Below are 12,968 nucleotides of genomic sequence, written 5' to 3'. Positions count from 1 at the left end.
CTTCTCAGGCAAAAGGAATTTCCCATGCTGATCACGCTCTGGCTGCGCCTCGGCGCCTTTTTGGGCAAGACGCTCCTGTGGCTGCTGGGCATCGGGCTGCTCGGCTGGGCACTGGCCACGGCCTGGTTCGCCTGGCAACACAGCGGGGCGGTCTCGGACAAAGAGCAGATTGCCCCCGGCGAAGCCGCCATGACCCAGGACATCATCCAGACCGCCATCCGCATCGTCGATCAGCACCGTGAAGGCACGCGCTACCTGCGCGACGCCCACGCCAAGGCCCATGGCTGCGTCATGGCCGAAGTCCAGGTGCCGGCCGATCTGCCGGCACCGTTGCGCCAGGGCGTCTTTGCCGAGCCGGGGAAGGTCTGGCAGGCGACGATTCGCCTGTCCAACGGCAACGCCTACCCGCAGTTCGACAGCCTGCGCGATGCGCGGGGGATGGCGATCAAGCTGGCAAACGTACCGGGTAAACAATTGCTGGGGGACCGACAGTCGCAAGGCGAACAGGATTTCGTGATGTTCAACCATCCGAACTTCTTCGTCAGTGATGTCGCCGAGTATCGTCAGAATGTGGCCGCCCAGGCCGATGGAAAAAAGGCGATGGCGTTCTTTCCGAGCCTGGATCCGCGCAGTTGGCAGATTCGCCATTTGTTCATTGCCCTGGCGACCCTCTCACCGGCCCCCGCCAGTCCGACCCAGACCACCTATTTTTCGGTGTCGCCCTACAAATTCGGAACGGCCAACGCCAAGTTTCGCGTAGCGCCGGATCCAGACAACTGCCCGGCCTATACCCTGCCGGCGCAAAACCAGGACCTGCCGAATTTTTTGCGTAGCGCGCTGAATCAGCAGTTATCCACAGACCGCGTACCGGCGTGTTTTGTCCTGCAGATCCAACGCCAGGATCCAAGCAAGTACATGCCGATCGAAGACACCAGTATTGAATGGCGAGAAAGTGATGCCCCGTTCGAAACGGTGGCGCGAATCAAGGTGCCGGCCCAGGATTTCGATACGCCCAAGCTGAACCTGGCCTGCGACAATCAGTCCTTCAACCCGTGGTTCGGCATTGAGGCCCATCGCCCCATCGGCGGTATCAACCGCTTGCGCAAAGCCGTGTATGAGGCGGTCAGCGATTACCGTCATAGCCGCAATGCCGAGCAGTAAATAACGGGGCGTGGGATTCAGTCTTTTTGGGGGCTGCTGCGCAGCCCATCGGGGATAAGCGAACAGCCTCAAGCTTTTGCCTCGTCACTTCAACCGTGCTTGGTGTTCACCAGTTCTGCGATCAGAAAATCCCTGAATGCAGAAACCGCCGCCGGCAAATTGCGTCCGGCCATGCTTTGCAGTTCGATGCGCCGTGCCTGCATACCTTCATCAAGGATTGGCAGGCACTGCAACTGCTTGTCCGCCACCTGTTTGTGCAAGGTCATCTCGCTGGCCAGGCTAATGACGCCTTCCTCACGGACGAAGCTGTAGAGCGCGGCCACGTAATTGGTGGTCAGTACCGGATCGAACAGTAACCCCTGTACACCGCAACAGATGTCGAACAGTTGCCGTATCGTGGTATCGGCCTTGGGCAACGCAATGGGCCAGGGTTGCAACTCGGCGAGGCTGACCGCTTCACGCCCGGCCAACGGATGGGAATTGGAGACCACCGCAAAAATCGCCCCGCTCAAGACATGTTCGACCTTGATTTCCTTCTGCGGCGACAGGCTGAAGGTCATCGCCAGATCGGCTTCGCCGGAACGCACTTTCTCAGTCGCCTGCGCAGGCGCGCACACCTCCAATGTGAAATGGATGCCCTGATACTCACGCCTGAATGCGCTGATGCTCCTGGGCATGTATTCCAGGGCAAAACCTTCCGAGCAGGCGACATGCACATGCCCCCGTTGCAAGCCATGCAGCTCGGTAATTTCCAGCACCACCTGCTCAGCCTCAAGTTGCGACTTGCGCGCATAAGCCGCCAGTCGCGTCCCGGCCTCGCTGAGCACCATGCCTCGGGCACGGCGCTCAAACAAGCTGGCGTCCAGAGCCAACTCAAGCTTGGAAATCTGTCGGCTCACCGCTGACGCCGCCACATTGAGCCGCACCGAAGCTTCGCTGACCGATCCGCACCGCGCTACTTCCAGGAAATAGCGCAATGCCGTGGACTGCACGCCATACAGCTGCATCGGAACCTCCGAGCATTGCCTTTTTGGCAAAGAAAGTATCGAAAGATTGTACTTGTGGCATTGATAGCCTTTCCCTACATTCGTGTCCAGACCAAAAAAAACTTCGCCTGAACTTCTCCTCCTCATTTACCGCATTTGCGATTCGCTGCCCTTTGATTCAACCACTCTCGCCAACGGAGACGACGGCATGGGCATCAAAGGTTTCGCCTGCAGTATCGCGCTGATGGGTCTGATCAGCAGCTTTGCGGCTCATGCCGACAAAGCCAACGACACCCTGGTTTACGCTTCCGACAGCGAACCTGAAAACATCAGCCCCTATCACAACGATCTCCGTGAAGGAGTGATTCTCGGCCGGTTGATCTGGGACAACCTGATCTACCGCGATCCCAACAGCGGCGAATACAAGCCCATGCTGGCCACCGGCTGGAAACAGGTCGACGACACCACCATCGACCTTGAGCTGCGCAAAGGCGTCAAATTTCACAACGGCGACCCCTTCACCGCCGACGACGTGGTGTTCACCCTCAACTACGTGGTGTCGCCCGAAGCGAAAGTCGTGACCGTGCAAAACGTCGACTGGATCAAGAGCGCCGAAAAAACCGGTGACTACAGCGTCCGCCTGTATTTGAAGAAGCCTTTCCCTCCCGCACTGGAATACCTTTCCAACGCCGTTCCGATGTTTCCCAAGCAGTATTTCGAGAAGGTCGGCCTGGCCGAATTCAGTCGCAAGCCAGTGGGCACCGGACCGTACAAAGCCGTGTCAGTGGTGGCCGGCGAAGGCGTAAGCATGGCGATCAACACGGACTACTTTGCGGACAGCCCACAAGGCAAGCCACATATCGCTCACCTCAAGTTTCGGGTAATCCCGGATGCAGAAACCCGCCTGGCCGAGTTGATGACCGGCGGTGTCGACTGGATCTGGCGCGTCACCTCGGATCAGGCAATCGACCTCAAAGGTATACCGAACCTCACCGTGACCAGCGCAGAAACCATGCGCATCGGTTTCCTGATTCTCGATGCGCGTGGCACCTCCACCGAAAACTCGCCAATGAAAAACCTCAAGGTGCGTCAAGCGATCAACCATGCGATCAACCGCGAGGCACTGGCGACGCAGTTGGTGGGTGGCCAAGCCAAGCCCTTACAGGTTGCGTGTTATCCACGCCAGTTCGGTTGCGATACCTCTGCGGCCACTGTCTACAACTTTGACCCGGCCAAAGCCCGCGCGCTGCTCGCCGAGGCCGGTTACCCAAATGGCTTCGAGACGGAAATATTCGCTTATCGCGACCGTGATTACGTCGAAGCCATCATCGGCAACCTGCGCGCGGTGGGCATCAACGCCAAGTTGCGCTACTTGAAGTACGCCGCCCTACGAGATCAGCAACGCGGCGGTAAAGTGCCCATGTCGTTCCAGGCCTGGGGCTCGTTCTCGATCCTCGACACCTCGGCTTCGGCCGGCACCTGGTTCAAGGGCAATCCGGACGACAACATCAAAGATCCACAAGTGCAGAACTGGTTGCAGACCGCCGATAACGCCCTCGATCCGCAAGTGCGCAAGGACAATTACCGCAAGGCGTTGCAGCGCATCAGCGAACAGGCGTACTGGGCCCCGCTGTTCAACTACTCGATGAACTACGCCTACAGCTCCGAACTGGCATTCACGCCATATCCGGATGAGCTGCCGCGTTTCGTTCAGTCCAGTTGGAAGTAATCCGCCACCGGGCGAATTGAGCGAGCGCTGCCGTGGCGTGCGGCCCCCCACGGCCACGGCTTCACATCTGTCATCCATTGAATATGAGGAAACTTGCCATGCTTGGATTCCTTCTACGCCGTCTGGGCATCGCTTTTTGCGTCGCCATTACCGTGTCGGTGATCAGTTTCTCTTTGTTGCATCTGTCCGGCGATCTGGCCACGGCCATTGGCGGGCCAGAAGCCACCAGTGAACAGATCGAGCAGATCCGTGTGCAATACGGCTTGAACAAACCTTTACCCACCCAGTACATCAACTGGCTGGGCGGTTTGCTGCGGCTGGACCTGGGCAACTCGTTTTTCTTCCAGGAGTCGGTCTACAACCTCGTCGCCAGCCGTTTGCCGATTACCCTCGGGCTAGGTGCCATGGCCCTGGGCATCGCCTTGCTGGTGGCGATTCCCCTGGGTGTACTGGCCGCGGTCAAACGCGACACCTGGATAGACCGATTGGCCTTGAGCATTGCGGTACTGGGTCAGGCAATGCCCAGTTTCTGGTTTGCGCTGATGTTGATCGTGGTGTTTGCGGTGACGCTCAAGTGGCTGCCCGTCTCCGGCAACTCAAGCATGCTGCATTTCGTCATGCCGGCCATTGCCTTGGGGTACTACGCAACGCCGGCAATCATGCGCCTGACCCGTGCCGGCATGCTGGATGTGCTCAGTTGCGATTACATCCGCACCGCCCGCGCCAAAGGCCTGCGCCCTGCCCACGTGTTGTTCAAGCATGCATTGCGCAACGCATTGATTCCGGTCGTTGCGCTGGCAGCGGTGGAGTTCGGCTTCATGCTCGGCGGTTCGGTGGTGATCGAAACCGTGTTCTCCCTGCAAGGCATCGGACAACTCGCCTGGGACGCCATCGCCCGTGACGACTTCCCGGTGGTACAGGCGGTGGTCCTGCTGATTGCGGTGATCTACATCATCCTCACCTTGCTGGCCGATGTGCTCAACGCACTGCTCGACCCGCGCATTCGCGTGCGCTAGGAGCCCTTCATGAGTACCCCCACTACCCTGGCGATCAACGACTACCTGCCGCCACCGAGCAGCCTGAGCCGGGTGCTTGGCAAAAGCTTTCGCCACCGAGGCTTCGCCATCGGCGCTGCGTTGCTGCTGATCATTTTTGCTGGCGCGCTGTTCGCACCATGGCTGGCGCCTTATGACCCCTATGCGCAAGACGTGATGTTGCGCATGAAGCCGCCGGTCTGGATGGCTAACGGCACTTGGGAATATGTCCTGGGCACCGACAAATTGGGCCGCGATTACCTGTCACGGTTGCTCTACGGCGCGCGGATTTCACTGTTTATCGGCATTGCGGCGGCGCTGATTTCCGGCGTCATCGGCACCGTCATGGGTCTGCTGGCCGGCTACTACGGCGGCAAGGTCGATGCGTTTATCAGCTACCTGATCACCACTCGGCTGGCGCTGCCGGTGGTCATGGTTGCCCTGGCCTCTGCCTCGTTGATGGGCGGGTCGCTGAAAGTGGTGATCATTCTGCTCGGTTGCCTGCTCTGGGACCGCTTCGCGGTGGTGGTTCGGGCCTCGGTGCAACAGATTCGCGATGCCGAATATATCGCCTCGGCACAAGCCCTGGGGTGTTCGACCTTGCGCATTCTGCTCAGTGAAATCCTGCCCAATCTGGTGGGTGCGCTGATCGTGGTCGCGACCCTGGAAATGGCCCACGCGATCCTGCTGGAGTCGGCGCTGTCGTTCCTTGGGGTGGGCGTACAACCGCCGACGCCGTCCTGGGGGCTGATGATCGCCGAGGGCAAACCCTACATGTTCTTTTCCCCGTGGGTCATCGCCATCCCGGGCATCGCCCTGATGATTCTGGTGCTGGGCATCAACCTGGTCGGCGACGGCCTGCGTGATCTGATCCTGCCCGACGGCCGTAACTGATAGAAGGTACCGAACATGGCACTACTCCATGTAGAAAACCTGCGGGTGGACATTCCCATGGGCAACAACCCGACAGCGGATGACATGCTGCATGCGGTGCGCGGCCTGGATTTTCAGGTCGAGCGCGGCGAGATGCTGTGCATTGTCGGGGAGTCCGGCTGCGGCAAATCCCTGACCTCGCTGGCACTCATGGACCTGCTGCCGCGCAAGGCCAAGCGCACCGCCAGCCGACTGACGCTGGACGGCATCGACATGCTCGGCCAGAGCGAGCGAAGCATGTGCGACCTGCGCGGCAACCGCCTGGCGATGATCTTCCAGGAGCCCATGACCGCGCTGAATCCGGCCTACAGCATCGGCGATCAGCTCAGTGAAGTACTGACCCGGCACCGCAAGGTGTCGCGCAAGGATGCGCTGGCCCGCGCCGCGCAGATGCTGGAAAAAGTCGGCATCAGCAATGCCGGCGAGCGCCTGCGTCAGTACCCGCATCAACTCTCCGGGGGCTTGCGCCAACGAGTGATTATTGCCATGGCGTTGATGTGCGAGCCAGACCTGATCATCGCTGACGAGCCGACCACCGCACTGGACGTGACCATTCAGGCGCAAATCCTGCGCCTGATCCGCGATATTCAGAAAGAACTGGGTCTGGCGGTGATCTTTATCACCCACGACCTTGGGCTGGTGGCCCGCATCGCCGACCGGGTGGCCGTGATGTACGCCGGGGAAATCGTCGAAAGCGCTCCCGCCCGACAACTCTTCGAGAACCCGCGACATCCGTACACCCGTGGCCTGCTGGCCAGCATCCCGATTCCAGGGCGGACCAAACCGGGCGAAGCACTGGGTTCGATTCCCGGTCTGGTGCCGAGCCTGGTGGGTGAACAACACGGGTGTGCGTTTCGCAATCGTTGCGCGCACACCGTCCAGGCGTGTGCCCGGGAGGTGCCCGAAGTGCACCAGGACGGACATATGGCGCGCTGCCTGCTGGCGGCTTCCGGCCCGAAACCGATGCTGGTTAAAGAGAGTGCCCGCTCATGAAAAAAGACATCGCTCTGGAGCTGTGCGATATCCGTCGCGAGTTCCGTATCAGCAAGGGCTTTTTCAAACCCGCCGCCACGCTGAAGGCCGTTGATGGCGTGTCACTGCGCCTGATGCGCGGTGAAACCCTCGGTCTGGTGGGTGAGTCCGGTTGCGGCAAAAGCACCCTGGCCAAGATTCTGCTCGGCCTGCTACAGCCCACTCAAGGCGACGTGCTGGTCAATGGCAAACATCTGGCAGCGACAGATCGCAAGGAAATGTCCCGGCGGATCCAGCCGATTTTCCAGGATCCGTATTCATCGCTGAACCCACGCAAGACTCTGCGCGAAATCATCACCCTGCCGTTGATCGTCCACGACATCGGCACCACCAGCGAGCGACGCAAGAAAACCGAAGAAATGCTCGATGTAGTCGGCCTTCCCCGGCGCGTGATCGACAGCTACCCGAACCAGTTGTCCGGCGGCCAGCGCCAGCGCGTGGCGATTGCCAGGGCGCTGATCATGCGCCCTGATGTGTTGATCTGCGACGAGCCGACTTCGGCGCTGGACGTGTCGGTGCAGGCGCAAATCCTCAATCTGTTGCAAGACCTCAAGCGCGAGTTCGGCCTGACCTATCTGCTGATCAGCCACAACCTGGCGGTTATCGAACACCTCGCCGACCGGGTGGCCGTGATGTATCTGGGGCGTATTGTCGAAGAACGCACCCGCCAGTCGCTGTTCGCCGAACCCGGCCATCCATATACCCGCGCCTTGCTGGATTCGGTACTCACCCCCGATCCCCGCCTGGGCATTCCAGACATCGGACTGCACGGCGCCTTCCCCAACCCGATGTCCCCGCCCTCCGGTTGCACCTTTCATCCGCGCTGCCCGAACTGCCTGGAGCGCTGCAAAACGGCCTATCCGGCCAACGATCCGATTATCGGCGGCAACGTCCGTTGCCACCTCCACGACAGTCCCACCCAAACACTGGAGCTTGTCCACTCATGAGTCGTTCCCAGGCCATCAGCAATACCCTCGAACAGTTCGACAACGGCGCTTTTTTCAACCTGCTCGAACGCAGTGTCGCCCTGCCCACCGAAAGCCAGGCGCAAGACAGCCAACCGGAGTTGTATCGCTACCTCAACGAGTTCATCACCCCGCATGTCGAGGCGCTGGGTTTCAGTGTAAAAATCTACGACAACCCGGTCGCGGAACGCGGCCCATTCATGATCGCCACGCGCATCGAACACCCGGGGCTGCCCACCGTGCTCAGCTATGGCCACGGCGATGTGGTACGCGGCTACGCGGCACAATGGCGCGAAGGCTTGTCGCCGTGGCAAGTCACCGTCGAAGGTGATCGCTGGTACGGGCGCGGCACCGCCGACAACAAAGGCCAGCACCTGATCAACCTCACCGCGCTGGAGCAGACCCTCAAGGCCCGCGAGGGCAAGCTCGGTTTCAACGTCAAACTGCTGCTGGAAATGGGCGAAGAAGAAGGTTCGCCGGGCCTCAATGCGTTCTGTGCCGCCCACAGCAAGGAGCTGGCGGCGGATATTTTCATCGCCTCGGACGGCCCGCGCCTGGCCGCCACACGGCCTACCATTTTTCTCGGCTCACGCGGGGTGTTCAACTTCGAGCTGGAGGTCAATCTGCGCGAAGGCGCGCATCACTCCGGCAATTGGGGCGGGCTGCTGGCCAATCCCGGCATCATCCTGGCCAATGCCATCGCCAGCATGATCGACGAACATGGCCGGGTAAAAGTCGAGGGCTTGCAGCCCAGCGCACTGCCGGATTCGGTACGGCAGGCGCTGGTCGATATCGAAGTCGGTGGCGGGCCGGGTGATCCACAAATCGACGCCAACTGGGGCCACCCGGACCTGTCGCTGAGCGAGAAAGTCTTTGGCTGGAACACCCTCGACGTCATTGCCTTCAAGACCGGCAATCCGGATGCGCCGGTGCATGCGATCCCCGGCAGGGCCAACGCTCACTGCCATATCCGCTTTGTGGTAAACAGCGATTACACGACCTTTATCCCCGCCGTGCGCGCTCACCTGGATGCCCATGGCTTCACCAATGTCGAGGTCAAACAAAGCCGCATCGATGTCATGCACGCCACCCGGCTGGACCCGCAAAGCCCATGGGTCAACTGGGCGCTCGACTCGCTGAGGCAGACCACCGGAAAGAAACCGGCGCTGCTGCCCAACCTCGGCGGCTCGTTGCCCAACGACGTGTTTGCCGACGTGCTCGGCCTGCCGACCTTGTGGGTGCCGCACTCGTACCCGGCCTGTTCACAACATGCGCCCAACGAGCACTTGCTGGCACCGGTGGTCAAAGAGAGTCTGCAGATCATGGCCGGGCTGTTCTGGGACCTGGGCAACGACGCGGCACGTCTGAGCGAGGAACATCGGGCACGGGAGCGTGCGCAATGAGCGATACCCACCAACAGGCGCTGGACTGGCTCGCCGACCAGCGCCCCGCCATGGAGTCGTTGTTGCAGCGTCTGGTCGATACCGATTCCAACAGCTATGACAAGGCGGGGGTCGATGCCGTGGGCGCATTGCTCGCAGCGGAACTGGAGGCCGACGGTATCGAGTTCAAGCGTATGCCGGTCGAAGGTTTTGGCGACGTACTGCTTGCCCAAGTGCCCGGCGAGGCTGGCAAACCGGTGCTGTTGCTGGGCCATCGCGACACGGTATTCCCCAAGGGCACGACCACCACCCGTGGTTTCAGCCGCGATGCCAACCTCGCCTATGGCCCCGGCGTAGCCGACATGAAAGGTGGATTGGTGCTCAACTGCTTCGCCCTCAAGGCACTCAAGCGCGCCGGTCCTTTGCCCTGCCCGGTGCAGGTGCTCTATACCGGTGACGAAGAAATCGGCTCTGGCAGCGCCCGCAGCCATATCGAAAGCGCCGCCAAATCAGCCCGCGCCGTACTCAATACCGAACCGGGACGGGCCAGCGGCAATGTGGTCAGCGCCCGTAAAGGCGGGGCCACACTGGTCATCGAAGTCAGTGGCCGCGCTGCGCACTCCGGCGTCAACCATGCCGACGGGGCCAGCGCCATCGAGGCACTGGCCCGAAAGATCGTCAAACTGCATGCCCTGACCAATTACCCCGCGGGTATCACCACCAACATCGGGCTGATCGCCGGCGGCACCTCCAGCAACACTGTCGCGCCCACCGCCTCAGCCAAGCTGGATGTACGGTTTATTGAGTTGCAACACTGGGAACAGATACTCGCCGCCATCCAAGGCATCGTCGCAGAAGAGGAACTGCCTGGCACAAGCGCCATCCTCAAGGAAGCGACGACCTTTCTGCCGATGGAAGCACGGCACAGCGAACAACTGCTACACACCTATCAACAACAAGCATTGGCGCTAGGCTTCAGTGTCGAGGGCGAATTCACCGGCGGCTGCGCCGATTCCGGGTTCACCGCCAGCTTGGGCATTCCAACCCTGTGTGGCCTCGGGCCGGTGGGTGGCAAAGTCCACACCGATCGTGAATACCTGGAACTGGACACGCTGGTCCCACGCGCCCAGGCCTTGGTGGCGACCATTCTGGCCGTCGGCGAGAACCGCTGAGGCCATAAGCTTCTACACATCACCGGGAGTACGTTCATGCATGGGATTTCGCAATCCGCAGTCTGGATAAAAGCGCCGTTAACGGATGTGGGTGTCGTCATTGTCACCAGTGCCGAGTTGCCCAAATACCTCATCGACACGTTGCAGGTAGCGATCAAAGACTGGGACCAGGTGGCCTATCTGGTCGTCAAGCAGTCGAATGAGTTCATGCTCGACTGGCTCAGAGCCGGGTCCGAGGCGTCGGAATCGAATCCATCCAGCCTGTGTCATGCCAGCCAATTGCTGCGCTCAGTGTCGAAAGGGTGCTACCTGCTTGATGTCGAAGTCAGCCCACTGCCTAGCCTGACTTGGCTGGGATCCGTCTGCGGCCACACATTGCGCTTCGTTAAACTGGGTAAGGTCGAGTTAACCGATGCCGCGATGGATAAGCAGGTGGATGAGATCTTGTCGGTGGCCAGGGTTCTGGCAAAAAGTGTCTTGCAAGAGCGCTATAGCGCCTGATGGGGCCAGGGCCGGCGCTGCTCTGCAAGTACGACATTGAACCTGTGGCAAGGGAGCGTGCTCCCGCGCCACAGCTCACTCATCGCCAGCGCCAACGCTTAACGGGCTGAACCGCAATCATCCGTTGCGGAACAGGAAGCTATAGGCGTTCAGCGCGGGAACCCCGCCCAAATGCGCATAAAGCACTTTCGAGCCTTCAGGGAACTCACCACGACGCACCATCTCAATCATCCCGTGCATGGATTTACCCTCATACACCGGGTCTGTCAGTACGCCTTCAAGGCTCGCGCAAAGTCGGATAGCTTCCAGCGTGCCGTCGTTGGGCAAGCCATATTCCGGGTAGGCGAAGCGCGTATCGAGAACCACGTCCTCTTCAGTGATCTCCCGACCCAGGTCCACCAACTCAGCGGTGTGCCGGGCAATGCGCAGAATCTGTGCCCGGGTCTGCTCCGGCTTGGCCGAGGCGTCGATACCGATGACGTTCTTCGAGCGGCCGTCGGCAGCAAAACCGACCACCATGCCGGCCTGGGTACTACCGGTCACCGAACAGACCACGATGTAGTCAAACGTGAAGCCCAGTTCCTTTTCCTGCTGCCGTACCTCTTCGGCGAAACCCACGAACCCGAGGCCGCCATAGGGATGCTCGGAACACCCCGCCGGGATCGGGAAGGGCTTGCCGCCTCGCTCGACCACGTCGCTCATGGCCTTCTCCCAGCTGGGACGAATGCCGATGTCAAACCCGGCGGCGTCCAGACGTACCTCTGCGCCCATGATCCGGGACATCTCGATATTGCCTACCCGGTCATACACCGCATCGGAGTAGTTCACCCAGTTTTCCTGCACCAGTACGCACTTCATGCCCAGGTGAGCGGCGACGGCGGCTACCTGGCGGGTCTGGTTCGACTGGATTCCGCCGATGGAAACCAGCGTATCGCAGCCTTGCTCAAGCGCTTCGGGAATCAGGTATTCGAGCTTGCGGGTTTTGTTCCCGCCGAAAGCCAGGCCACTGTTGCAGTCTTCACGTTTGGCATACAGCTGCACCTTGCCGCCCAAATGTTCGCTGAGACGCTTCAAGGGGGTGATGGGAGAGGGACCAAAGGTCAGCGGATAACGTTCGAAACGATTCAGGTTCATGACTCTGCTCCTTGTGTATTGGATATCCAAGCACCGGACCGAAAGACAAAGACTGTATTCCAGGCCATTTCAGAGGGCTTCGATGAGTTCAATATTAAGAAGAATGTGAAAAATATGTGTTGCAAGTTTTCAACACTTAAAGAAATCTTATTTACGAAAACAACCATGCAACATACTTAAGTTGCGCAGGAATAGAGATGAGCACAATAAAAACTCACAAGAAGCCTGAAGAAACCGCTCCAGCGCCGCAGCCACTTGATCGAACCGACCGAGCGATTCTCAAGGCCCTGCAGCGCGATGCTTCCATCTCCAATGTGGCGCTTGCAGAGAAGGTGAAGCTGAGCGCGCCGGCTTGCCTCAGGCGCGTCGAACGGCTCAAGCAGGTCGGCCTCATCAAGGGCATCGTCGCACTACTGGATAATGACGCGCTGGACGCGGGGATGGTGGTGTTGATCGGCGTAGTGCTGGACCGCTCCACGCCGCAATCCTTTGCAGATTTCGAGGCGGCAGCACAGAAGGTATCCGGCTGTATGGAATGCCATGTGGTGACGGGAGAGTTCGACTATTTCATGTTGCTGCGAACCAAGGACAGCCACAGCTTCAACCGGCTGCATGCCGAACAATTGCTTTACCTGCCCGGCGTTCGGCAGATCCGCTCGTTCATGGGGTTGCGCCAGGTCTTGTCGACGACCCACATCCCCATTTGACGCTCATATCCGCCGAGGGGCAGCACCTGCAATATCACGGCCTTGCCGTTTGCTGGGCTGCTGATGGATTGCGATGAAACGCCATAAACGAAAAAAGCGGCCAAAGGCCGCTTATTCGGTAGCTTCCAGGCGTTCAGTGGGCCTAAGTGGAAGCGAATATGGCGCAGCGGACGGGACTCGAACCCGCGACCCCCGGCGTGACAGGCCGGTATTCTAACCGACTGAACTACCG

The 12,968-nt window shown here is 60.0% G+C and carries 12 protein-coding genes; 10 read left to right on the top strand and 2 right to left on the bottom strand.

Annotation, left to right across the window (positions count from 1 at the left end):
* Positions 1 to 24: 24 nt before the first annotated feature.
* Positions 25 to 1,161: a catalase family protein gene (locus ACWNZ1_RS24870; RefSeq protein ID WP_135846663.1), complete on the top strand. Its 1,137-nt coding sequence runs from the start codon at positions 25 to 27 to the stop codon at positions 1,159 to 1,161.
* 89 nt (positions 1,162 to 1,250) lie between these two features.
* Here the strand turns inward: ACWNZ1_RS24870 and ACWNZ1_RS24865 are convergent, their stop codons facing one another.
* Complete coding sequence (locus tag ACWNZ1_RS24865; protein ID WP_135846664.1) at positions 1,251 to 2,168, bottom strand: LysR substrate-binding domain-containing protein; 918 nt, start codon at positions 2,166 to 2,168, stop codon at positions 1,251 to 1,253.
* A 187-nt stretch (positions 2,169 to 2,355) separates the two neighbouring features.
* Between ACWNZ1_RS24865 and ACWNZ1_RS24860 the strand changes: the two genes are divergently transcribed.
* From ACWNZ1_RS24860 to ACWNZ1_RS24825, 8 genes are all read left to right on the top strand, one after another.
* Entirely contained in the window at positions 2,356 to 3,876 is a 1,521-nt protein-coding gene (locus ACWNZ1_RS24860; RefSeq protein WP_265072318.1) for an ABC transporter substrate-binding protein, read from the top strand.
* 98 nt (positions 3,877 to 3,974) lie between these two features.
* Positions 3,975 to 4,892: an ABC transporter permease gene (locus ACWNZ1_RS24855; protein WP_135846666.1), complete on the top strand. Its 918-nt coding sequence runs from the start codon at positions 3,975 to 3,977 to the stop codon at positions 4,890 to 4,892.
* Between the two features lie 9 nt (positions 4,893 to 4,901).
* Positions 4,902 to 5,804, top strand: coding sequence for an ABC transporter permease (locus ACWNZ1_RS24850; RefSeq protein ID WP_135846667.1), 903 nt, complete (start codon positions 4,902 to 4,904; stop codon positions 5,802 to 5,804).
* A 15-nt stretch (positions 5,805 to 5,819) separates the two neighbouring features.
* Positions 5,820 to 6,836, top strand: coding sequence for an ABC transporter ATP-binding protein (locus ACWNZ1_RS24845; RefSeq protein ID WP_456027944.1), 1,017 nt, complete (start codon positions 5,820 to 5,822; stop codon positions 6,834 to 6,836).
* Complete coding sequence (locus tag ACWNZ1_RS24840) at positions 6,833 to 7,822, top strand: ABC transporter ATP-binding protein (protein WP_135846669.1); 990 nt, start codon at positions 6,833 to 6,835, stop codon at positions 7,820 to 7,822. The genes ACWNZ1_RS24845 and ACWNZ1_RS24840 overlap by 4 nt, the downstream gene beginning before the upstream one ends.
* On the top strand, positions 7,819 to 9,243 hold the full coding sequence (locus tag ACWNZ1_RS24835; protein WP_135846670.1) for a M20 family metallopeptidase: 1,425 nt from the start codon (positions 7,819 to 7,821) through the stop codon (positions 9,241 to 9,243). The genes ACWNZ1_RS24840 and ACWNZ1_RS24835 overlap by 4 nt, the downstream gene beginning before the upstream one ends.
* Positions 9,240 to 10,394 (top strand): M20 family metallopeptidase, encoded by a 1,155-nt coding sequence (locus tag ACWNZ1_RS24830; RefSeq protein ID WP_280944331.1) that lies wholly within the window; start codon positions 9,240 to 9,242, stop codon positions 10,392 to 10,394. The genes ACWNZ1_RS24835 and ACWNZ1_RS24830 overlap by 4 nt, the downstream gene beginning before the upstream one ends.
* A gap of 36 nt (positions 10,395 to 10,430) precedes the next feature.
* Positions 10,431 to 10,895 carry a transketolase gene (locus tag ACWNZ1_RS24825; RefSeq protein ID WP_256453587.1) on the top strand — a complete coding sequence of 155 codons (465 nt, stop codon included), beginning with the start codon at positions 10,431 to 10,433 and terminating at the stop codon, positions 10,893 to 10,895.
* 117 nt (positions 10,896 to 11,012) lie between these two features.
* Here ACWNZ1_RS24825 and ACWNZ1_RS24820 read toward each other — a convergent pair whose 3' ends face one another.
* A complete protein-coding gene (locus ACWNZ1_RS24820) occupies positions 11,013 to 12,029 on the bottom strand; it encodes a 1-aminocyclopropane-1-carboxylate deaminase (protein ID WP_135846673.1) in 1,017 nt (338 codons plus the stop codon).
* 197 nt (positions 12,030 to 12,226) lie between these two features.
* On the opposite strand from ACWNZ1_RS24820, the gene ACWNZ1_RS24815 reads away from it, so the two are divergent.
* Positions 12,227 to 12,736 (top strand): Lrp/AsnC family transcriptional regulator, encoded by a 510-nt coding sequence (locus ACWNZ1_RS24815; protein ID WP_135846674.1) that lies wholly within the window; start codon positions 12,227 to 12,229, stop codon positions 12,734 to 12,736.
* The last annotated feature ends 232 nt before the right edge of the window (positions 12,737 to 12,968 follow it).

The organism is Pseudomonas sp. CFBP 5748, assembly GCF_053850495.1.
This window is presented reverse-complemented; position numbering and strand designations above follow the sequence as displayed.

What these genes read in the sequence shown, in the direction of transcription:
- ACWNZ1_RS24870 (WP_135846663.1), top strand. Translation starts at nt 25, where the DNA reads ATGCTGATCACGCTCTGGCTGCGCCTCGGCGCCTTTTTGGGCAAGACG.
- ACWNZ1_RS24865 (WP_135846664.1), bottom strand. Translation starts at nt 2,168, where the DNA reads ATGCAGCTGTATGGCGTGCAGTCCACGGCATTGCGCTATTTCCTGGAA.
- ACWNZ1_RS24860 (WP_265072318.1), top strand. Translation starts at nt 2,356, where the DNA reads ATGGGCATCAAAGGTTTCGCCTGCAGTATCGCGCTGATGGGTCTGATC.
- ACWNZ1_RS24855 (WP_135846666.1), top strand. Translation starts at nt 3,975, where the DNA reads ATGCTTGGATTCCTTCTACGCCGTCTGGGCATCGCTTTTTGCGTCGCC.
- ACWNZ1_RS24850 (WP_135846667.1), top strand. Translation starts at nt 4,902, where the DNA reads ATGAGTACCCCCACTACCCTGGCGATCAACGACTACCTGCCGCCACCG.
- ACWNZ1_RS24845 (WP_456027944.1), top strand. Translation starts at nt 5,820, where the DNA reads ATGGCACTACTCCATGTAGAAAACCTGCGGGTGGACATTCCCATGGGC.
- ACWNZ1_RS24840 (WP_135846669.1), top strand. Translation starts at nt 6,833, where the DNA reads ATGAAAAAAGACATCGCTCTGGAGCTGTGCGATATCCGTCGCGAGTTC.
- ACWNZ1_RS24835 (WP_135846670.1), top strand. Translation starts at nt 7,819, where the DNA reads ATGAGTCGTTCCCAGGCCATCAGCAATACCCTCGAACAGTTCGACAAC.
- ACWNZ1_RS24830 (WP_280944331.1), top strand. Translation starts at nt 9,240, where the DNA reads ATGAGCGATACCCACCAACAGGCGCTGGACTGGCTCGCCGACCAGCGC.
- ACWNZ1_RS24825 (WP_256453587.1), top strand. Translation starts at nt 10,431, where the DNA reads ATGCATGGGATTTCGCAATCCGCAGTCTGGATAAAAGCGCCGTTAACG.
- ACWNZ1_RS24820 (WP_135846673.1), bottom strand. Translation starts at nt 12,029, where the DNA reads ATGAACCTGAATCGTTTCGAACGTTATCCGCTGACCTTTGGTCCCTCT.
- ACWNZ1_RS24815 (WP_135846674.1), top strand. Translation starts at nt 12,227, where the DNA reads ATGAGCACAATAAAAACTCACAAGAAGCCTGAAGAAACCGCTCCAGCG.